Below are 20,643 nucleotides of genomic sequence, written 5' to 3' on the forward strand. Positions count from 1 at the left end.
TAATACCATATCAGCAGCGGGAGGCGGCATGGAATATTTTGTTAAAAAAATGCTACTTTGGCGGGGGAGTAACAAAAGAAAAGGCGGGGAAATTCCCCGCCTTCGTCGTGATGTGCAGTATTGCTTTTATTATGCCGCTTCAATCTTGCGGATTTTTTCCGGCAGCTTTACCGGTTTGGTCGCCAGTTCATCCGCTGCGAAATCATCAACGTTAATACTGCGCAGACGGCTGGTTTCCGCACGGGTCAGAATCGAGGCTTCCTCCTGATTAATTAACCCTTTGGCCAGGGCATTAGTGGCCAGCTCATCCAGGCGGGTAAACGGCAGATTTTTACCCAGCTCTTTGCAGATGCGCTGGTGGATTGGGTCCGCCGCCATCACATCCAGCAGCGCTTCTTCCAGCAGGCCAACCGGGTTATGTTCGCTTGGCGTCAGGTACTGGCCGCGACCGATACGAGAGCGGGTCGCGCTCGGAACCTGCAGAATTTTCGCCACTTTATGATCCAGCTTGTCGGACGGCGCATCGTAGTGACGGCCGGTCGGGAAGATGGCGAGACGCAGCGCGCCGGCGACAAAGCGGTTCGGGAAATTTTTCAGCAGGTCATCGATAGCCTGCTCTGCCTGATACAGCGCATCCTGCACGCCCCAATGGACCAGCGGCAGATCCGCTTCATTACGGCCTTCATCGTCATAACGTTTCAGCACCGCCGATGCCAGGTAAAGCTGGCTCAGCACGTCGCCGAGACGCGCGGAGATACGTTCGCGACGCTTCAGGCTGCCGCCCAGTACCGCCATTGATACATCCGACAGCAGGGCCAGGTTGGCGCTCAGGCGATTCATGTGCTGATAGTAGCGACGTGTAGTATCACGGGTCGGCGCGCTGCTGGTGCGGCCGCGAGTCAGGCCCAGCCAGAAGCTGCGTACTTTGTTGCTACCGACATGGCCGATATGTTTAAACAGCAGCTTATCGAAGGCATTAACGTCATTGTTCTGCGCGGCGGCCATCTCATCCAGTACATACGGATGGCAGCGAATCGCCCCCTGACCAAAGATCATCATGCTGCGGGTGAGGATATTCGCCCCTTCAACGGTAATGGCGATCGGCGCGCCCTGATAAGCGCGGGCAAGGAAGTTGCCTTCGCCCAGCATGATGCCTTTACCGCCGGTAATATCCATAGCGTCTATGATTGAACGCTGGCCGCGGTGGGTACAATGATATTTAACGATCGCCGACAGCACCGCCGGTTTCTCGCCAAGCATAATCCCGTAGGTAATCAGCGAAGCGGCGGCGTCCATTACGTAGGCGTTGCCTGCGATACGCGCCAGCGGCTCTTCGATCCCTTCCATTTTACCAATCGAGATTTTGAACTGACGGCGAATGTGGGCGTAGGCGCCGGTCGCCATAGCGACGGATTTCAGGCCGCCGGTGGCGTTGGACGGCAGAGTAATACCGCGACCCACGGACAGGCACTCAACCAGCATACGCCAGCCCTGGCCGGCCATGCTCGGGCCGCCGATGATGTAATCGATCGGTACGAAAATATCTTTACCACGAGTGGGGCCGTTCTGGAACGGTACGTTCAGCGGGAAGTGACGACGGCCAATTTCCACGCCCGGCGTTGAGGTAGGGATCAGCGCGCAGGTGATACCGAGTTCTTCCTCGCCGCCCAGCAGACGGTCCGGGTCTGAGAGTTTGAAAGCCAGGCCCAGTACGGTGGCGATTGGCGCGAGGGTGATATAGCGCTTGTTCCAGGTCAGGCGCATCCCCAGCACCTGCTGACCCTGCCAGTCGCCCATACAGACTACGCCGGTATCCGGGATCGCGCCGGCGTCGGAGCCCGCTTCCGGACTGGTCAACGCGAAGCATGGGATCTCCTGACCACGCGCCAGGCGCGGCAGGTAGTGATTTTTCTGCTCTTCGGTACCGTAATGTTGCAGCAGTTCGCCCGGCCCTAAGGAGTTAGGGACGCCGACGGTGATCGCCAGGATCCCGGAAACGCCGGACAGTTTTTGCAGTACGCGAGACTGGGCATAGGCGGAAAACTCCAGGCCGCCGTACTCTTTCTTAATGATCATCGCAAAGAAGCGATGCTCTTTCAGGTACGCCCACAGCTCCGGCGGCAGATCCGCCATTTCATGGGTAATTTCGAAGTCGTTCGCCATGCGGCAGGCTTCTTCTACCGGGCCGTCGATGAAAGCCTGCTCTTCGGCGGTGAGGCGCGGCTGCGGATAGTTATGCAGCTTGTGCCAGTCCGGGTTGCCGCGGAACAGATCGCCTTCCCACCAGGTGGTGCCGGCATCGATGGCTTCTTTTTCCGTACGCGACATCGGCGGCATTACTTTGCGGAAGGCGCGGAATGCCGGGGCGGAGAAAAGGGATTTACGCATCGGCGCAAAGTTGAACGGCAGCAGGATAATCGCCAGCGGCAACAGCAGCCAGATATTCCACAGCCCCGCCACGCTGAGCGCCGCGGTCCAGGCGAGCAAAATCACGCTGCTGAGAAGCAGGCTGACTCGGTGATAGAAGAGCACGCCGAGTAACACTACGGTTGCAACAATACTCAAAATCATCATAGAGAAATGCTCCCTTATCTTGTAGGAGGTCTGACCACTTGTGATGTATTGGTTGTAGTGGATGTAATTTGTTTTAGCAATGTGTTTACAAAATAATTACAACCTTGCTCACATTGTTGGCTGGAAAAGCGGCACGTAAAATCAAAAGGACGAGGGATAAAGTCGCCTGCTGCTTCTCGCTTCGGCGGCTATCCGGTACACTGCCAGGGTTATTCCAACCAATACTGAAGGATTATCCTCATGTACCAGGATCTTATTCGTAACGAACTGAACGAAGCCGCGGAAACGCTGGCCAACTTTCTGCAGGACGAGGCCAACATTCACGCTATCCAGCGCGCGGCGGTACTGCTGGCGGATAGCTTCAAAGCTGGCGGTAAAGTGCTTTCCTGCGGCAACGGCGGTTCTCATTGCGATGCGATGCATTTTGCGGAAGAGCTGACCGGGCGTTATCGCGAGAACCGCCCTGGTTATCCGGCGATCGCTATCTCTGACGTCAGCCATCTGTCCTGCGTGAGTAATGATTTTGGCTATGAATATGTCTTCTCCCGCTACGTTGAATCGGTTGGCCGCGCAGGCGATGTTCTGCTGGGCATTTCCACCTCCGGCAACTCCGGCAACGTGATCAAAGCGATTGAAGCCGCGCGCGCGCAGGGTATGAAAGTGATCACCCTGACCGGTAAAGACGGCGGCAAAATGGCGGGTTCCGCCGATGTGGAAATTCGCGTACCGCATTTCGGTTACGCCGATCGCATTCAGGAGATTCACATTAAGGTGATTCATATTCTGATTATGTTGATCGAAAAAGAGATGGTTAAAGCTTAACTTGCCATGATGACGGCGTCGTGGCTTCCATGTTGAGGAGCCACGGCGACAAGGCTTTAGCGGCAGGATATTTTGTGCAGTGGTATGAGGTGATCTATGTGCGAATTGCTCGGGATGAGCGCCAATGTGCCGACCGATATCTGTTTTAGCTTCTCCGGGCTGGTTCAGCGCGGGGGCGGCACCGGGCCGCATAAAGACGGCTGGGGTATTACCTTTTACGAAGGGAAAGGGTGTCGCACATTTAAAGATCCGCAGCCGAGCTTTCAGTCGCCAATAGCCAAACTGGTACAGGATTATCCCATCAAATCCTGTTCCGTCATTGCCCATATCCGTCAGGCCAACCGCGGCGAAGTGGCGCTGGAGAACACCCATCCGTTCACCCGCGAACTGTGGGGCCGCCACTGGACCTACGCCCATAACGGCCAGCTCAAGGGTTATAAATCGCTGAAGACGGGAAATTTCCGCCCGGTGGGCGAGACCGACAGCGAAACGGCTTTCTGCTGGCTGTTGCACCGTTTAACCGAGCGCTATCCGCGCACGCCTGGCAATATGGTCGGCGTGTTTAAATACATCGCGACGCTGGCGGGCGAAATGCGCGAGAAGGGCGTGTTTAATATGCTGTTATCGGACGGGCGCTATGTGATGGCGTACTGTTCAACCAACCTGTACTGGATCACCCGTCGGGCGCCGTTTGGCGTGGCGAAGCTGCTGGATCAGGATGTGGAAATTGATTTTCAACGTGAGACCACACCAAACGATGTGGTCTCCGTTATCGCCACTCAGCCGCTGACCGGCAATGAGGCCTGGAATAAAATCATGCCAGGCGAGTGGGCGTTATTTTGCCTCGGGGAGCGTATAGTTTGAGGCCAGCTGCGGCTGGATAACCTCGTGGCTGAGCGGCTTACTGACGATATAGCGGCCATCCATCACCGAAACCACCGGCGGTTTGTGGGTCTGCTGGAAGTAGTCATAGCCTGGCTTCAGCTGCTTCCAAAAATCCGCATAGTACGAGAACTTATGCCGCGCCATGTTGGCGTCGGTCATGCGGAACGGGTAGATGCTGACCTGCACGCTTGGCTGGCCAAATACCAGCGCGCCGGTGACAAACTGGAAGATCTCGTCAATGCCGGTATCGGTCATCGCGTAGCAGCCGACGGAAACGCAGGCGCCGTGGATCATCAGGTATTTACCTTCATAGCCGTGCGCGCGATCGTAGGCATTTGGGAAGCCGATATTGATCGCTTTATAAAAGCGGCTGTCTGGTTTTAGCTGACTGCGCGAGACGTTATAAAATCCTTCCGGACTTTTGAAATCGCCCTGGCGTTGCTTCGGCCCGAGGCCGCCGGAGTAGTTACAGATCCGGTAGCTATCGAGAAGCTGGTAGGTTTCGCCCATTTTGACGTAGAGATCGAGCATCCGCTCTTCTTTGAAGATCTCGATATAAACGGGAGAGCCCATTAACTGCTGTTTATATTCTTTGCTAACCGGCGTTGTCGGGCTGTTACTGCTGAGTAACCCAGCAAATGACACGCACGGCAACAGAAGCATCGCAATAAAGAATGCGATTTTGCGCATACTGCTTGTTCCTTGATAAAACAAAAAACCACATGCCAGGACGGCAAGAGATACCCGAAATCAGAGTTTTCTGGATTTAGAGCGCTCACATTAGCATCACGGCAGTTTTTCGCAAGCACGGTGTGGCTGCGTTTACAATTTAATGTTCCTTTATAGCGAATATTGCCGCAAAGCGCAGTGAGAACTTTGCGCAATAGCTCGCATTTTAGAAGCACTTATTGGCGCTTTTCCTACTTCTGCCACTCACAAAATGTTACACTCCCGCCGTTTATGACCAGGGTAAGAAAGGATGCTTCTCTCCCGTCTTGTGCCCCCGTGGCACCGCTATTCCTTTCTTATTCTGATATTCCATCAATAATGCTGGCCTCGGCTTGAGCCGGGGTTTAGGTTACGGATACCTGCTAACGATATGATTAAAATCACGAAAGGGCTGGATTTGCCCATAGCTGGCATGCCATTACAGCAGATCTCGTCCCGGCCTGCGGTGAAACGCGTCGCGCTGCTCGGCGAGGAGTACGTCGGCATGCGCCCCTCGATGGCGGTGAGCGAAGGCGATCGGGTGCAGAAAGGCCAGGTGCTGTTCGAAGACAAAAAGAACGCCGGGGTACGTTTTACCGCGCCAGCCAGCGGGGTAGTTAGCGCCATTCATCGCGGCGAGCGCCGGGTGCTGCAATCGGTGGTGATTGACGTCGACGGCAGTAATGATGCGGTGTCGTTTACCCGCTACGCATTAGAAGATCTTAACGATTTAGCGCGGGAAGCGGTGCAGCAACAGCTGCTGGACTCCGGGCAGTGGACGGCGTTTCGTACCCGTCCTTTCAGCAAAATTCCCGCGCCGGGTAGCGTTCCGGCGGCTATCTTCGTCACCGCTATTGATACTAACCCGCTGGCGGCTGAACCGCAGCCGATTATCCTGGCCCAGCGTGAAGCCTTTGATGCCGGTCTGACGGTGCTGACGCACCTGACGGACGGTAAAGTCCACGTCTGTCAGGCCAGCGGCGGCAAGCTGGGCGGCCATCCCGCCGGGCAGGTGACATTCAACCAGTTTAGCGGCCCGCATCCGGCAGGGCTTGCCGGTACGCACATTCACTTCCTTGAGCCGGTCAGCCTGACCAAACAGGTCTGGCATCTCAACTATCAGGAGGTCATCGCCATCGGCAGACTGTTCCTCGACGGCGAGTTGTACAGCGACCGCGTCATTGCCCTTGGCGGCCCGCAGGTAAAACAGCCGCGATTGCTGCAAACCTGTCTCGGCGCCAGCCTCGATGAACTGCTGGCGGGCGAGCTGGTGGATGATGAAAACCGGGTAATTTCCGGTTCAGTCTTGAGCGGCACCCATGCCTGCGGCCCTCACGCCTTCCTCGGGCGCTACCATTTGCAGGTCAGCGTGGTACGAGAAGGCCGTGAAAAAGAGCTGTTTGGCTGGGTGATGCCGGGCAAAGAGAAGTTCTCGATTACCCGTACCACCCTTGGTCATTTCTTTAAGCGCAAGCGCTTTAATTTCTCCACTGATACTAACGGCGGCGAGCGGGCGATGGTGCCGATCGGCAACTATGAGCGGGTAATGCCGCTGGATATTCTGCCCACCATATTGCTGCGCGATCTGCTCGCCGGCGATAGCGATAGCGCCCAGGCGCTGGGCTGTCTGGAGCTGGATGAAGAAGATCTGGCGCTCTGCACCTACGTTTGTCCGGGCAAATATGAATACGGCCCGGCGCTGCGCAGCGTGTTAACCCAGATTGAGCAGGAAGGATAAGAGATGGGCTTAAAGCACCTGATTGAGAAACTTGAGCCGCATTTCACGCACGGCGGCAAGTTAGCAAAATATTACCCGCTGTATGAAGCGGCGGCGACGATCTTCTACACCCCGGGTTTAGTCACCCGCGGCGCGGCGCACGTACGTGACGCCATCGACCTCAAGCGGATGATGATCCTCGTCTGGTTTGCGGTATTCCCGGCGATGTTCTGGGGCATGTATAACGTCGGCTTGCAGACTATTCCGGCGCTGCACAAGCTATACGGCGCCGAACAGTTACAGCAGGTAATAGCCAACAACTGGCACTATAGCGTTGCCCAGTGGTTAGGGGTGAGCTTCAGCGCCGATGCCGGGTGGCTCAGCATGATGACGCTGGGGGCGGTATTTTTCCTGCCTATCTACCTGACCGTATTCATCGTCGGCGGTTTTTGGGAAGTGCTGTTCGCGATTGTGCGCAAACATGAGATCAACGAAGGCTTTTTCGTTACCTCGATTCTCTTCGCGCTGATTGTGCCGCCAACGATGCCGCTATGGCAGGCGGCGCTGGGGATCTCCTTCGGCGTGGTGATTGCCAAAGAAATTTTCGGCGGCACCGGGCGCAATTTCCTCAACCCGGCGCTGGCGGGGCGCGCGTTTCTGTTCTTTGCCTACCCGGCGCAGATTTCCGGCGACCTGGTATGGACGGCGGCGGACGGTTTTTCCGGCGCGACGCCGCTCTCCCAGTGGGCCAGCGGCGGCGGTGAAGCGCTGGTTAACGTCGCCACCGGCATCCCGGTGAGCTGGATGGACGCCTTCCTTGGCAATATTCCCGGCTCGATTGGCGAAGTGTCGACGCTGATGATCCTCATCGGCGGCGCGTTCATTATCTTTGCCCGTATCGCCTCCTGGCGCATCGTCGCCGGGGTGATGGTCGGTATGATCGCCACCGCCACGCTGTTTAATTTCATCGGTTCCGATACCAACCCCATGTTCTCGATGCCGTGGTACTGGCATCTGGTGCTCGGCGGTTTCGCCTTCGGCATGATGTTTATGGCGACTGACCCGGTATCGGCTTCCTTTACCGATAAAGGTAAATGGAGCTACGGCCTGCTGATTGGCGTGATGTGCGTACTGATTCGCGTCGTCAACCCGGCCTATCCGGAAGGGATGATGCTGGCGATTCTGTTTGCCAACCTCTTTGCGCCGCTGTTCGATTACCTGGTGGTGCAGGCCAATATCAAGCGGAGGAAGTCGCGTGGCTGAGAAGAAAAGTAACGATAGCATCGGCAAAACGCTGCTGGTGGTGCTGGTGCTTTGTCTGGTGTGCTCCATTGTGGTCGCCGGTTCCGCCGTGGGCCTCAAGTCGCGTCAGCAGGAACAACGCGCGCTGGATAAACAGCGCAATATCCTGGCCGTCGCCGGCCTGATGCAGCAGGGGATGGATGCTGACGCGGTGGCGGAAACCTTCGCCGCGCGCATTACCCCGCGGCTGGTCAATCTGGCGACCGGCGAACTGCTGGATAAAGACCCGGGTAAATTTAATCAGGCCCAGGCGCTGAAAGATCCGCAGCAGAGCATCGCGCTCGACGTAAGCCAGGATCCGGCCGGGATTAAACGCCGCAGCAACCTGGCGGAAATTTACCTGGTGCGTGACGCGCAGCAGCAGATTCAGGAAGTCGTGCTGCCTATCTATGGCAATGGCCTGTGGTCCATGATGTATGCCTTCGTGGCGCTGGACGTCGATGGGCGCACGGTGAAAGGCATTACTTACTACGACCAGGGCGAAACGCCGGGGCTGGGCGGTGAGGTGGAAAACCCGAACTGGCGTCAGCAGTTTGTCGGTAAGCAGGTGCTGGATGACAACGGCATGCCGTCGTTGAAGGTGGTAAAAGGCGGCGCGCGCGCAGGCGATCTCCACGCGGTTGACGGTTTATCCGGCGCCACGCTGACGTCAAACGGCGTGCAGCATAGCTTTGATTTCTGGATGGGCGAACTGGGCTTTGGTCCGTTCCTGAAAAAGGTTCGTGAGGGAGAGCTGAATAATGGCTGAACAGAGCGATATGAAAGAGGTGAAGCGCGTGCTGGTGGGGCCGCTTATCGCCAATAACCCCATCGCCCTGCAGGTGCTCGGCGTCTGCTCCGCGCTGGCGGTGACCACCAAACTGGAAACCGCCTTCGTGATGACCATTGCGGTGACGCTGGTAACGGCGTTCTCCAGCATGTTTATCTCTATGATTCGCCACCATATTCCCAATAGCGTGCGCATCATCGTGCAGATGGCGATCATCGCCTCGTTGGTTATCGTGGTGGATCAGCTGCTGCGGGCTTTCGCCTATGAGACCTCTAAGCAGCTGTCGGTGTTCGTCGGGCTTATCATCACGAACTGTATCGTGATGGGGCGTGCCGAAGCTTATGCTATGAAATCGCCGCCGCTGGCCAGCTTTATGGATGGTATCGGTAACGGTCTCGGTTACGGCGCGATCCTGATTATCGTCGGTTTCCTGCGCGAGCTTATCGGCAGCGGCAAGCTGTTCGGTATCACCGTACTGGAAACGGTGCAGAACGGCGGTTGGTATCAGCCGAACGGCCTGTTCCTGCTGGCGCCGAGCGCGTTCTTCATTATCGGTTTGCTGATTTGGGCCCTGCGTAGCTGGAAACCTGAACAGCAGGAAAAGGAGTAACCGATCATGGCTCATTACATTAGCCTGTTTGTCCGCGCGGTGTTCGTTGAGAACATGGCGCTGGCCTTCTTCCTCGGGATGTGTACCTTCCTCGCGGTGTCGAAAAAGGTTTCCACCGCGTTTGGCCTAGGCGTTGCGGTCACGGTGGTGCTGGGTCTTGCCGTACCGATCAACAACCTGGTCTATAACCTGGTGCTGCGCGACGGCGCATTGATGGAAGGCGTAGACCTCAGCTTCCTTAACTTCATCACCTTTATCGGGGTGATTGCGGCGCTGGTGCAAATACTTGAGATGATCCTCGATAAGTACTTCCCGGCACTCTATAACGCGTTAGGGATCTTCCTGCCGCTTATCGCCGTTAACTGCGCTATTTTCGGCGGCGTGTCGTTTATGGTGCAGCGCGATTACAACTTCCCGGAATCTATTGTCTACGGCTTTGGTTCCGGCATCGGCTGGATGCTGGCGATTGTCGCGATGGCGGGGATCCGCGAAAAAATGAAGTACGCCAACGTGCCCGCCGGTCTGCGCGGGTTAGGGATCACCTTTATCACCACCGGACTGATGGCGCTCGGCTTTATGTCATTCTCCGGTGTGCAGCTATAAGGGCGGAAAAGTATGGAAATTATTCTTGGCGTGGTGATGTTCACGCTGATCGTGCTGGTCCTGTCGGGGCTTATCCTGGTGGCGCGCTCGAAGCTGGTGAACGCGGGCGATGTGGTTATTGAAATCAATAACGAAGCGGATAAACAGATCCGCACGCCGGCGGGCGACAAACTGCTGAACACGCTCTCCAGCAACGGTATCTTCGTCTCTTCCGCCTGCGGCGGCGGCGGCTCCTGCGGCCAGTGCCGGGTGACCATCAAAGAAGGCGGCGGCGATATTCTGCCGACAGAGCTTTCGCATATCACCAAACGCGAAGCCAAAGAAGGGTGCCGCCTGGCCTGCCAGGTGGCGGTGAAGCAGAATATGAAAATTGAGCTGCCGGAAGAGATTTTCGGCGTGAAAAAATGGGAGTGCGAGGTTATCTCTAATGATAACAAAGCGACCTTCATTAAAGAGCTCAAATTACGGGTGCCGGATGGTGAAGCGGTGCCGTTCCGCGCCGGCGGTTATATTCAGATCGAATGCCCGTCGCATAAAGTGGCCTATGCCGACTTTGATATTCCCGATGAATATCGCTCAGACTGGGACAAGTTCAACCTGTTCCGCTATGTCTCTGATGTGAAAGAGCCGACCCTGCGCGCCTACTCGATGGCTAACTACCCGGAAGAGGAGGGCATCATTATGCTCAACGTGCGTATCGCCACGCCGCCGCCGAAGGTACCGGATGCGCCGCCGGGGATTATGTCGTCCTATATCTGGTCGCTGAAGCCTGGCGATAAGGTGACGATTTCCGGGCCGTTTGGCGAGTTCTTTGCCAAAGAGACCGACGCCGAGATGGTGTTTATCGGCGGCGGCGCGGGCATGGCGCCGATGCGTTCGCACATCTTTGACCAGCTTAAGCGCCTGCACAGCACGCGTAAAATCAGCTTCTGGTACGGCGCGCGTTCGCTGCGCGAAATGTTCTATGACGATGAGTTTGAACAGCTGGCGCGCGAAAACCCCAATTTTACCTTCCACGTCGCGCTCTCCGATCCGCTGCCGGAAGATAACTGGACCGGGCATACGGGCTTTATCCATAATGTTCTGTATGAAAACTATCTGCGCGACCATCCGGCGCCGGAAGATTGCGAGTTCTATATGTGCGGGCCGCCGGTGATGAACGCCGCGGTGATTAAAATGCTCAAAGATCTGGGCGTCGAAGATGAGAACATCATGCTCGATGACTTTGGAGGCTGATGATGTGGACGGTATTTGTCGCGACCTTTGTGATTTTTGCGCTGGTGATCCTCGGCATGTCCCTGGGCTACTTGGTGAAGCGTAAGAGTATTCAAGGCAGCTGCGGCGGGATCTCCTCGCTGGGGCTGGAGAAAGTCTGCGACTGTCCGGAGCCGTGCGACGCGCGTAAGAAACGTCTCGCCCGCGAGGCGCAGCGCCAGCAGCAGCGCATTCTCTAATGCGCCGACGGCGCTACGCTTGTGTTTTTCAGGCCGCTTTCGCGGCCTTTTTTATCTTACTGCCAGTTTTTCGCCTGCGCCGGAGAATCCACCATCACGCCGTCGGCGCCTAATTCTTTCGCCGTTCGATAATCTTCCGCGCTATTGATGCCGAAGAAAATGATGTGGGCCTGGCCCTGCGAGCGGAAGCAATCCATCGCCTCTTTATCCCAGGTGAGCGTCGCCGGAGAAACGCCTTCACCAAGGGTAAACTTCTCGACTACCTCCACCTTGCGCTTTAGTTCCAGCCCGTACCACTTATCGCCATCGCGCTGGCTGTCTTGCTGGCACTGGTGGCTGAGCGAAACGTTTGCAAGCCTGGTTCGGGTTTCGCTGCGGCTAACAAAGCGGGGGATCGGTTGCGGCAGAGCGGCGATATAGCGGTCTTCGGTGGAATAAACCCGTACCCGGTCGAGGCTATGGGTATTTTTTAACACCTCCAGCAGGCGTTCGCCCATCACCGCCGGATCGGCATCCGGTGATTTTATATCGATGTAGAAGAAGGTCTGCGGCCACTGCTGCAGCACGCTTTGTAAGGTCGGGATCGTGGCCTGCTTGCCGCGCCACGGATGGCTGTCATCGCCCCATTTCCAGCCGGCATCGACTTTTGCCAGCTCGGCGGCGGTTAAGCTTGAGACCTTGCCCTCGGCGTTGGTCAGGGCGGAGAGATCGCTTGAGCGATAGAGTACCGGTACGCCATCGCGGCTTAGCTGTACCGTGACCCAGATGGCCTGCGCGTGGTTTTCCAGCGCCAGTTTGATGGCCGGTAGGGTGTTTTCCGGCGCATCGCCGGTACCGCCGCGGTGGGCAATCAGCTGCGGATTGGCGAAAACGCTGCCGGTCGCCAGCAGACAGAGTACCGTGAGTATTTTCTTCATGATTGTATCTTCCTGATTCATTATTTAAATGTATGAAAATAAAGGTGATTTGTTTCACTTTTATGTTGTAACAGCTTTTTTGGCGGTTGAATTAAAAAAAGAATAAAATTTGCGTGTAGTTTTGCTATGCTGTATGGGTATACAGTGTTGGGCAAGGCGATGCGTAAAATTATCCATGTCGATATGGACTGCTTCTTCGCAGCGGTGGAAATGCGTGACAACCCGGCGTTGCGCGATATCCCCATTGCAATCGGCGGCAGTCGGGTACAACGTGGCGTGATTAGTACCGCGAACTATCCTGCGCGTAAGTTTGGCGTGCGCAGCGCGATGCCGACGGCGACGGCGCTTAAACTGTGTCCGCACCTCACGCTGCTGCCGGGGCGCTTTGATGCCTACAAAGAAGCCTCGAACCACATCCGCGAAATTTTCTCCCGCTATACCTCGTTAATCGAGCCGCTGTCGCTGGATGAAGCCTACCTTGACGTGAGCGACAGCGTACACTGCCACGGCTCTGCCACGCTGATGGCCCAGGAGATCCGCCAGACCATCGAGCGTGAACTGAATCTCACCGCTTCAGCGGGCGTGGCGCCGGTAAAATTCCTCGCTAAAATTGCCTCAGATATGAACAAGCCGAATGGCCAGTTCGTCATTGCCCCGCATCAGGTGGCGGAGTTTGTGCGCTCTCTGCCGCTGGCGAAAATTCCCGGCGTCGGGAAGGTGTCGGCGGCGAAGCTGGAAAATATGGGGCTGCGTACCTGTGGCGACGTGCAAAACAGCGATCTGGCGATGCTGCTTAAACGTTTTGGTAAGTTTGGCCGTATCCTGTGGGAGCGCAGCCACGGCATTGACGAGCGAGAAATCCATAACGATCGTCAGCGTAAATCGGTCGGCGTCGAGCGCACTCTGGCGGAAGATATTCACGAGTGGTCAGACTGCGAAGCGATTATCGAAAATCTCTATCCCGAGCTGGAACGCCGTCTGGCGAAGGTAAAACCGGATCTACTGATCGCGCGTCAGGGCATTAAACTGAAGTTTAACGATTTCCAGCTCACTACTCAGGAGCACGTCTGGCCGCGATTAAACAAAGAGGATTTAATCGCGACCGCGCGCAACGCCTGGCTTGAGCGTCGGGGCAGTCGCGGCGTGCGGCTGGTGGGGTTACACGTGACGCTGCTCGACCCACAGCTCGAACGACAACTGGTACTTGGACTATAACGATGTTAACGATCAGGGCGTATGTAGAAGAGGATTTTCCGGCGCTGTGCGCCATTTTTTTGCGTGCGGTTAAAGAGACCGCCAGCCGGGATTATTCTCCCGCGCAAATTGCCGCCTGGGCGCAGGTTGATGAATCCCGCTGGCGGCAGAAATTTGCGCATTCGCAAGTGCTGGTGGCGGTTATTGATAATCAGCCGGTTGGATTTATCACTGTCGATAATGATTATATCGACCTCTTTTTCGTCTCGCCGGATTATACCCGTCGTGGAATCGGTCATGCGCTCATCGGGGGGGTCTGCGCCAGCCTTCCGGGAAAGATATTGTCGGTTGATGCGAGCATAACGGCACGATCCAGTTTTCTTCGTCAGGGATTTCGTGTCGTCGCTGAGCAGCGAGTAGAATCGCGTGGAGAGAGGTTCACCAACTATCGAATGGAAAAACGCGGTTCGGGTAAGGCTGAATAGATACTGTTATCGGTTTGCGACTTTTTTGGTCCGGGAAAAACACGTGTTTTGTGTTAATTCAGAGCACATTGCGCTCCCGATATTTCTTCTGCGTTATGGCTTTCCTGGCGCAGGGAGCGCACAGGGGGCGGCCAGTCGCCGCCGCCCCCTGTACCCCCGGGCTCTGGCCGCCAAAATCGCCACTTCGTGGTACCTTCGACTTATCCCTGCAGGCTTCGGGTCGGGCCGAGGCAGCGTCCGTGCAAAACACGGCCCTCAGCCCGCATCCATGCGGGCTGCCCCGGCCTGCCGGGAACGTCTCAGCGATTTTGAGGCCACCAACACCGGCAGTTTCAGTAGCCACGGGTACAGGGTAGAGGCCACGAACCGTAGGCCGGATAAGGCGTAGCCGCCATCCGGCGCGAAAGTGGCTCTTTACCCGCGGTTATTGCCCGGCGGCGCGTTGCGCCTTATCCGGGCTACCAAACTGCACATTACTGTAGCCGGCGTAGGTCGGGTAAGGCGTTAGCCGCCACCCGACAAAACAGGTCATCACCGGGGCCGGAGGCACAACCGGCGGCATAGCGCCGCCGGTATAGGGCTTACTTAGCCGGAATAGCTTTCAGCAGTTCGGTCAGCAGCGTCCAGTACTGGCCGACGCTCTCGATATGAACCTGCTCATCCGGGGAGTGTGGGCCGGTAATGGTTGGGCCGATGGAAACCATGTCCATATCCGGATACGGTTTTTTGAACAGACCACATTCCAGGCCAGCGTGGATAATCTGGATGTTCGGCGTCTTGTTGAACAGACGCTGATAGGTCTCGCGCACCAGGTGCATAACCGGAGAGTTGGCATCCGGCTGCCAGCCTGGGTAAGCGCCTTTGGCTTCAGTTTTCGCCCCCGCCAGTTTGCCCAGCGAATCCAGCATGCTGACAACATAGTCTTTACCGCTGTCGATCAGCGAGCGAATCAGGCAGTGGATCTGTACGTTGTCGTCGGTCATGGTGACGACGCCGACGTTCAGCGAAGTTTCAACCACGCCTTTGGCGACGTCGGAGTTGCGGATCACGCCGTTCGGCGTCGCGTTCAGCAGGCGCACGAAACCGTCGCGGGAAGCCTGAGTCAGCGCCGCTTTATCGTTCGCGACCGCTTCCAGCAGGACGACCAGATTCTTCTCTTTGGCCGCCAGTTCGTTTTTCAGGATATCCTGGTAAGTATTCACCAGCGCTTTCAGCGCATCCGCTTTGTCCGCGGCGACGGCGACGGTCGCGAAGGCTTCACGCGGGATAGCGTTACGCAGCGTACCGCCGTTGAAATCGACCAGACGCAGATCCAGTTCATCGGCATGGCCCGCCAGGAAGCGCGCCAGCAGCTTGTTAGCGTTGCCCAGGCCGACGTGGATTTCACCGCCGGAGTGGCCGCCTTTTAAGCCTTTCAGGGTCAGTTTAAAGCTCTGGAAACCGGCTGGAATCGCTTCGCGAGTCAGCGCCAGGTTAGAGGTGAAATCGATACCGCCGGCGCAACCCATATAGATTTCGCCTTCTTCTTCCGAATCGGTATTGATCAGGATATCCGCCTGCAGCCAGTTGGCCTGTAGACCGAACGCGCCATCCATACCGGCTTCTTCGGTCATGGTCAGCAGCACTTCCAGCGGGCCGTGGGCAACGCTATCGTCGGCCAGCACCGCCAGCGCGGAGGCCATACCGATGCCGTTATCCGCGCCCAGGGTGGTGCCCCGCGCTTTAACCCACTCGCCGTCGATGTACGGCTGAATCGGGTCTTTGGTGAAGTCGTGGACGGTATCGTTATTTTTCTGCGGCACCATATCGAGGTGCGCCTGCAGAACTACCGGCTTGCGGTTTTCCATACCGGCGGTCGCGCCTTTACGAATCAGAATGTTGCCAACCTGGTCGCGTTCCGCGTGTAAGCCTTTCTCTTTTGCCCAACCCATGATGTGCTCGGCGAGCTGTTCTTCGTGATAGGACGGGTGTGGGATGGAGCAAATTTTGGCAAAAATATCCCAAAGCGGTTGCGGGGATAATTGAGACAATTCAGACACGATGAGTCTCCTTACAGTCACCTGCAAAAGTCGTTTACAGGTCGAGGGTTAGCAATAAGATTCACTACAAGCTCGGGCTTGCGCGATGTGGTTGAGAATACCACTTTCCACGCGCTCTGCTAGTGTAAAGCACGCAAAAAGCGTTGCCGGAGGCGCTTAATACTGGTTTTTAGCGCGTCAGGTCTCTATAATCTCGCGCAACCATTTTCCCCCTCGAACAATATTTAAGCCGTTATACACAGGCTGGGACAATTCACATGAGCGAAAAATACGTCGTCACCTGGGACATGTTGCAGATTCACGCCCGCAAACTGGCAAGCCGTCTGCTGCCGGTTGAACAATGGAAAGGCATCATTGCCGTTAGCCGTGGCGGTCTGGTACCGGGAGCTTTACTGGCGCGTGAACTGGGTATTCGTCATGTTGATACCGTATGTATCTCTAGCTACGATCACGACAACCAGCGCGAACTGAAAGTACTGAAGCGCGCTGAAGGCGATGGCGAAGGTTTCATCGTTATTGATGACCTGGTCGATACCGGCGGCACCGCCGTCGCTATTCGCGAAATGTATCCTAAAGCACACTTTGTCACCATTTTCGCTAAGCCGGCGGGCCGTCCGCTGGTTGATGATTATGTGGTTGATATCCCGCAGGATACCTGGATTGAACAGCCGTGGGATATGGGCGTCGTCTTCGTCCCGCCAATCGCTGGCCGTTAATTCCCGCCAATCGTGAATAATTACCACGCCCGGTTATGCCGGGCGTGGTTTTTTTTACCCTGACGCGGGTTACAATAGCGAAAGCAGCAACATGATGGAGGCGGCACATGTCACAGGCTAACCTTAGCGAAACGTTGTTTAAACCCCGATTCAAATACCCGGAAACCTCAACGCTGGTCCGTCGGTTTTCATCCGGCCAGCATCAGGGCATGCAGACCGCGCTGAGCGGTAATCACGTCGATCACTGGTATCGCTTAATCAATCGCCTGATGTGGATCTGGCGCGGCGTCTCGCCGCAGGAGATATGGGATGTCCAGGCGCGCATCGTGATGAGCGATGCCGAGCGCTCTGACCCGGAGCTCTACGATACGGTGATTGGCTATCGCGGCGGCAACTGGGTGTATGAGTGGACTAAACAAGCGATGATGTGGCAGCAAAAAGCGACTCAGGAAGCCGATCCTTTGCAGAGCGGTCGCCACTGGCTGCACGCCTCCAACCTCTATAGCATCGCCGCCTACCCGCATATCAAGGGCGATGGGCTGGCCGATCAGGCGCAGACGCTGGCCAATCGGGCCTATGAAGAGGCGGCGCAACGTCTGCCTGGCGAGCTGCGTGAACTGGAGTTCGCTATTCCCGGCGGCGCCCCGGTGACGGGCTTCCTGCATATGCCGAAAGGCGAAGGCCCGTTCCCGACGGTGCTGATGTGCGGCGGTCTGGATTCGCTGCAAACCGATTATTACAGCCTGTATGAGAAGTATTTTGCCCCGCTGGGGATCGCCATGCTGACGCTGGACATGCCGTCCATCGGTTTCTCAACCAAGTGGACGTTGAGCCAGGACACCAGCATGCTGCATCAGTACGTGCTACAGCATCTGCAGAATGTCCCCTGGGTTGACCATACCCGGGTGGCGGCATTTGGTTTCCGCTTCGGCGCCAATATTGCGGTTCGTCTGGGGTATCTGGAGTCGCAGCGGCTGAAGGCGGTGGCCTGTCTGGGGCCGGTGGTGCACAACCTGCTGGTGGATCCGCAACTGATGGCGCGGGTGCCGGAGATGTTCCTCGATGTGCTGGCATCGCGTCTTGGCATGCACGATGCTTCCGACGAAGCGCTGCGCGTCGAACTTAACCGTTATTCATTAAAAACTCAGGGCTTGCTGGGCCGCCGTTGCCCTACGCCGATGCTCTCCGGCTACTGGAAAGATGATCCCTTTAGCCCCGAAGAGGAGTCGCGGTTAATCACCTCCTCCTCGGCGGATGGCAAGCTGCTGGAGATACCGTTTAAGCCGGTTTACCGTAATTTCGATCACGCATTGCGTCAGATTGCCCGCTGGATCAACCATAGATTTGGTTAATATATTGCTAAATTTTATTGGTTTGGTAAAACAGTTGCATCACTAAAGGAGATCGCAATGACGTTACCGAGTGGACACCTGAAAAGTAAGCTGATTAAAAAATTCACGGCGCTAGGCCCCTATATCCGTGAAGGGCAGTGTGAAGAAAACCGCTTTTTTTTCGACTGCCTGGCAGTTTGCGTCAACGTTAAACCAGCGCCGGAGAAGCGGGAATTCTGGGGCTGGTGGATGGAAATGGAAGCACAGGAATCTCGTTTCACTTATAGCTACCAGTTCGGCCTGTTCGATAAAGAGGGTGACTGGCAAGCGGTCGACATCGACGATCCCGAGGTTCGTGAAAGACTCGAAAAAACGCTGCGTGAGTTCCACGAGCGCGCTGCGGCGCTGCTGGCAACGTTCAATCTGAAACTCGAACCGGCTGACGATTTCAGCGAACTGGTTCGCCTGCGCGCGTAAACCCGGCTTTTGGCATCCGCTTCCTGCCGCGGGAAGCGGATGACCGCCAACGATGATACTTGACATCAGGTCACGGCGCTTCAGCCGTTATTCCTGCACTTCGCGATGAGTTGACAACACCCGGAATGGCTGGCCGACCACTACCTGCCCGGCGGCCAGATCTTTCGTCACCACGGTACCCGCGCCAATTTTGACATTATCACCCAACGTCACCGGGCCGATGACCACCACGTGGGCGCCGAATTCGACGTTATTGCCAATCATCGGGCTTGCCCCTTCGCGGCCTTCGCTATCCGTCAGGCTGCCGATGGTGGCTCCCTGACGCAGGATACAGTTTTCACCGATGACGGTGCCGCGGTTGAGGACGATGCAGTGTGGATGGTACAGCCTCAACCCGTAGCCGATCCGCGTTTGCCACGGTAGTTCGACGCAAAACAGACACTCGTTAATCAGTTTATTGAGAATAACGAATGGAATGCCGAGCAGCTTGTAAAACGGGTTGCGGCTGCGATACATCGTCGCGAGGCGATAGAGCAGAATCGCGATTTTCGCCTTCATACTGCCGGTATGTTTGATCTCGCGGCGGACCTGGCTGATGGCATTAGGCATGAATTCTCCGTTTACTTAAGGGAAAAGGCGGTCAGTTGATACCAGCCGTCGGCGGTTTTACCCTGGTTGGCCAGCAGCAGCCGCGGCTTGCCCTGGGCATCGGTAATGGCGGTCTGCAACGCGTAATCGCCGGCGGGCAGCGAGGCGGGTAGCGTGAGAGTGACAGTGCTTTGCATCTCCCCCGGCAGCCAGCGGCGCACGTCATCCTGGGTTTTTACCTGGGTAACCGTGGCGCCGGCGGCGTTGACCACGCGCCATTGTACCGGGTAGAACAGGTAGGCCGGGGCGACGCCATCATTACGCCAGGTAACACTGACCGCTAACGGCTTACCAGCCTTAACCGGCGTTTCGAAGGCGAGTTTGTTGACCCGGAAACGGTAGCCGATTCGCAGTAAGGCTTTATCGACAATATCGCGGTATTCCGGCGGAATCGGTCGTGATTTCAGGTTCAGGCTGCTGGCGTGTTGCTGTAGCGCCCAGTCGAAGGTGGCCTGCACCTCTTCACGCGTGTAGTGCTGTACGCTCTGCCATTCGCTCATATAGCCGCAGATCTCAAGGCTGACGGGCGCCCGTTTCCAGCTATCGACAAACCCCGGCGCCGCGGCCTGAGCGGCGGCCAGACGCTGCGGATAATCATCGCGCATATGGCTCCATTCGCTGGAGAAGTTATGCCAGTCGCCCCAGCAGTCCGCCCGCCAGCCCGCGCCGCGGCGGCTGGCCCAGGCCAGCGAATCGCCGCCGCTAATCAGCATGACTTTCGGCGTTTTCGGGAAGCTATCGAAATGCATATCAACATAGCGATTGAGCTGCTCCGGCGTGTACTTCTCCATTAACGGCGGAATCTCGCTAAAGTTGGAGTTGTGCCATTCGCCCCAGGAGCCGACCATGCCGATATCGATAAAGGCCAGTTCCGGGTTGCCGTCATAGCGCTGACCGAGGGCATTCAACAGTTTCTGCGCATAGGTGATAAAAGTTGGATCGCTGAGATCCGGCACGAAGGTTTTACCGTCGGCGACCCACTGTCCTTTGATCCCTTTGGCGATCAGCCAGTCGGGAATTTTCGATCCCGTTTGCGGCTCGTCGAGCGCCATTACCCGCAGGCCGACGTTCATGGCTGGCTGATGGCTGGCGGCGACGCTAAAAGCATTATCGATCGGCGCGAAATTGTAGACCCCTTCCTGTGGCTCCAGCTCGCTCCAGTAGAAGCGATCGTATTCAAAACCAGTATCGGGATACTCGGCGCGGGTCGGTTTTTCACCATAGCCATCATGAAAGCTGGCGACGCCGATGCCCGGATTGGTGAGCAGGCCGTCGAAAGGAGGCGGGGTGATGACCGTGGTTTGCGCGCCAACGGATGCTGACGCCAGCGCGCTGGCCAGTAGCAGGGCGCGAAACAGAGGAGCGCTATGCAGAGATAATATCGCCATACTC

The 20,643-nt window shown here is 56.6% G+C and carries 21 protein-coding genes; 14 read left to right on the forward strand and 7 right to left on the reverse strand.

The window, feature by feature from the left end; all coding sequences use genetic code 11:
• Window positions 1-129 precede the first annotated feature (129 nt).
• Complete coding sequence (gene fadE / locus ABLV07_RS00085; protein ID WP_015368121.1) at window positions 130-2,574, reverse strand: acyl-CoA dehydrogenase FadE; 2,445 nt, start codon at window positions 2,572-2,574, stop codon at window positions 130-132.
• 240 nt (window positions 2,575-2,814) lie between these two features.
• On the opposite strand from fadE, the gene lpcA reads away from it, so the two are divergent.
• Both lpcA and ABLV07_RS00095 read left to right on the forward strand, forming a co-directional pair.
• Window positions 2,815-3,396, forward strand: a complete 582-nt coding sequence (lpcA, locus tag ABLV07_RS00090; RefSeq protein ID WP_004099149.1) for a D-sedoheptulose 7-phosphate isomerase — start codon at window positions 2,815-2,817, stop codon at window positions 3,394-3,396.
• Between the two features lie 96 nt (window positions 3,397-3,492).
• The gene (locus ABLV07_RS00095) at window positions 3,493-4,260 is read left to right on the forward strand and encodes a class II glutamine amidotransferase (protein ID WP_015368120.1); all 768 of its coding nucleotides are present in this window, start codon (window positions 3,493-3,495) and stop codon (window positions 4,258-4,260) included.
• On the opposite strand, the gene dpaA is transcribed toward ABLV07_RS00095, so the two are convergent.
• Window positions 4,231-4,971 carry a peptidoglycan meso-diaminopimelic acid protein amidase gene (gene dpaA, locus ABLV07_RS00100; protein ID WP_015704469.1) on the reverse strand — a complete coding sequence of 247 codons (741 nt, stop codon included), beginning with the start codon at window positions 4,969-4,971 and terminating at the stop codon, window positions 4,231-4,233. The genes ABLV07_RS00095 and dpaA overlap by 30 nt on opposite strands.
• A 409-nt stretch (window positions 4,972-5,380) precedes the next feature.
• Between dpaA and ABLV07_RS00105 the strand changes: the two genes are divergently transcribed.
• The 7 genes from ABLV07_RS00105 to nqrM are packed head-to-tail and all read left to right on the forward strand — an operon-like array spanning window position 5,381 to window position 11,444.
• Entirely contained in the window at window positions 5,381-6,727 is a 1,347-nt protein-coding gene (locus ABLV07_RS00105) for a Na(+)-translocating NADH-quinone reductase subunit A (protein ID WP_046884266.1), read from the forward strand.
• 3 nt (window positions 6,728-6,730) lie between these two features.
• The gene (locus ABLV07_RS00110; protein ID WP_015704471.1) at window positions 6,731-7,969 is read left to right on the forward strand and encodes an NADH:ubiquinone reductase (Na(+)-transporting) subunit B; all 1,239 of its coding nucleotides are present in this window, start codon (window positions 6,731-6,733) and stop codon (window positions 7,967-7,969) included.
• Window positions 7,962-8,756 (forward strand): Na(+)-translocating NADH-quinone reductase subunit C, encoded by a 795-nt coding sequence (locus tag ABLV07_RS00115; protein ID WP_032707491.1) that lies wholly within the window; start codon window positions 7,962-7,964, stop codon window positions 8,754-8,756. The genes ABLV07_RS00110 and ABLV07_RS00115 overlap by 8 nt, the downstream gene beginning before the upstream one ends.
• Window positions 8,749-9,387 carry an NADH:ubiquinone reductase (Na(+)-transporting) subunit D gene (locus ABLV07_RS00120; protein ID WP_002889716.1) on the forward strand — a complete coding sequence of 213 codons (639 nt, stop codon included), beginning with the start codon at window positions 8,749-8,751 and terminating at the stop codon, window positions 9,385-9,387. The genes ABLV07_RS00115 and ABLV07_RS00120 overlap by 8 nt, the downstream gene beginning before the upstream one ends.
• Window positions 9,388-9,393: 6 nt before the next feature.
• Window positions 9,394-9,990, forward strand: a complete 597-nt coding sequence (gene nqrE, locus ABLV07_RS00125; protein ID WP_015368115.1) for an NADH:ubiquinone reductase (Na(+)-transporting) subunit E — start codon at window positions 9,394-9,396, stop codon at window positions 9,988-9,990.
• Window positions 9,991-10,002: 12 nt separating this feature from the next.
• A complete protein-coding gene (nqrF, locus tag ABLV07_RS00130) occupies window positions 10,003-11,226 on the forward strand; it encodes an NADH:ubiquinone reductase (Na(+)-transporting) subunit F (RefSeq protein ID WP_020079561.1) in 1,224 nt (407 codons plus the stop codon).
• A 2-nt stretch (window positions 11,227-11,228) separates the two neighbouring features.
• Window positions 11,229-11,444 (forward strand): (Na+)-NQR maturation NqrM, encoded by a 216-nt coding sequence (gene nqrM / locus ABLV07_RS00135; protein WP_015368113.1) that lies wholly within the window; start codon window positions 11,229-11,231, stop codon window positions 11,442-11,444.
• Window positions 11,445-11,500: 56 nt separating this feature from the next.
• Here the strand turns inward: nqrM and ABLV07_RS00140 are convergent, their stop codons facing one another.
• The gene (locus ABLV07_RS00140; RefSeq protein WP_015704474.1) at window positions 11,501-12,361 is read right to left on the reverse strand and encodes a glycerophosphodiester phosphodiesterase family protein; all 861 of its coding nucleotides are present in this window, start codon (window positions 12,359-12,361) and stop codon (window positions 11,501-11,503) included.
• 159 nt (window positions 12,362-12,520) lie between these two features.
• On the opposite strand from ABLV07_RS00140, the gene dinB reads away from it, so the two are divergent.
• Together dinB and ABLV07_RS00150 are read left to right on the forward strand one after the other, a co-directional pair.
• The gene (gene dinB, locus ABLV07_RS00145) at window positions 12,521-13,576 is read left to right on the forward strand and encodes a DNA polymerase IV (protein WP_015704475.1); all 1,056 of its coding nucleotides are present in this window, start codon (window positions 12,521-12,523) and stop codon (window positions 13,574-13,576) included.
• A gap of 2 nt (window positions 13,577-13,578) precedes the next feature.
• Window positions 13,579-14,040 carry a GNAT family N-acetyltransferase gene (locus ABLV07_RS00150; protein ID WP_015368110.1) on the forward strand — a complete coding sequence of 154 codons (462 nt, stop codon included), beginning with the start codon at window positions 13,579-13,581 and terminating at the stop codon, window positions 14,038-14,040.
• Window positions 14,041-14,464: 424 nt separating this feature from the next.
• Here ABLV07_RS00150 and ABLV07_RS00155 read toward each other — a convergent pair whose 3' ends face one another.
• Window positions 14,465-14,602, reverse strand: a complete 138-nt coding sequence (locus ABLV07_RS00155) for a hypothetical protein (RefSeq protein ID WP_015368039.1) — start codon at window positions 14,600-14,602, stop codon at window positions 14,465-14,467.
• A 19-nt stretch (window positions 14,603-14,621) separates the two neighbouring features.
• On the reverse strand, window positions 14,622-16,079 hold the full coding sequence (pepD, locus tag ABLV07_RS00160; RefSeq protein ID WP_015368040.1) for a cytosol nonspecific dipeptidase: 1,458 nt from the start codon (window positions 16,077-16,079) through the stop codon (window positions 14,622-14,624).
• A gap of 257 nt (window positions 16,080-16,336) precedes the next feature.
• Between pepD and gpt the strand changes: the two genes are divergently transcribed.
• The 3 genes from gpt (at window position 16,337) to crl (ending at window position 18,603) form a co-directional block, all read left to right on the forward strand.
• Window positions 16,337-16,795, forward strand: a complete 459-nt coding sequence (gpt, locus tag ABLV07_RS00165) for a xanthine phosphoribosyltransferase (protein WP_002889733.1) — start codon at window positions 16,337-16,339, stop codon at window positions 16,793-16,795.
• A 107-nt stretch (window positions 16,796-16,902) separates the two neighbouring features.
• Complete coding sequence (gene frsA / locus ABLV07_RS00170) at window positions 16,903-18,147, forward strand: esterase FrsA (protein ID WP_015368041.1); 1,245 nt, start codon at window positions 16,903-16,905, stop codon at window positions 18,145-18,147.
• Between the two features lie 57 nt (window positions 18,148-18,204).
• Window positions 18,205-18,603 carry a sigma factor-binding protein Crl gene (gene crl / locus ABLV07_RS00175; RefSeq protein ID WP_116299614.1) on the forward strand — a complete coding sequence of 133 codons (399 nt, stop codon included), beginning with the start codon at window positions 18,205-18,207 and terminating at the stop codon, window positions 18,601-18,603.
• Between the two features lie 87 nt (window positions 18,604-18,690).
• On the opposite strand, the gene ABLV07_RS00180 is transcribed toward crl, so the two are convergent.
• Both ABLV07_RS00180 and ABLV07_RS00185 read right to left on the reverse strand, forming a co-directional pair.
• Entirely contained in the window at window positions 18,691-19,212 is a 522-nt protein-coding gene (locus ABLV07_RS00180; protein WP_015704478.1) for a serine acetyltransferase, read from the reverse strand.
• An 11-nt stretch (window positions 19,213-19,223) separates the two neighbouring features.
• Complete coding sequence (locus tag ABLV07_RS00185; RefSeq protein WP_126027537.1) at window positions 19,224-20,639, reverse strand: DUF4832 domain-containing protein; 1,416 nt, start codon at window positions 20,637-20,639, stop codon at window positions 19,224-19,226.
• Window positions 20,640-20,643: the final 4 nt, after the last annotated feature.

Origin of the sequence: Klebsiella sp. CN_Kp097 (assembly GCF_040064495.1) — a bacterium.
GTDB classification, from domain to species: domain Bacteria; phylum Pseudomonadota; class Gammaproteobacteria; order Enterobacterales; family Enterobacteriaceae; genus Klebsiella; species Klebsiella aerogenes.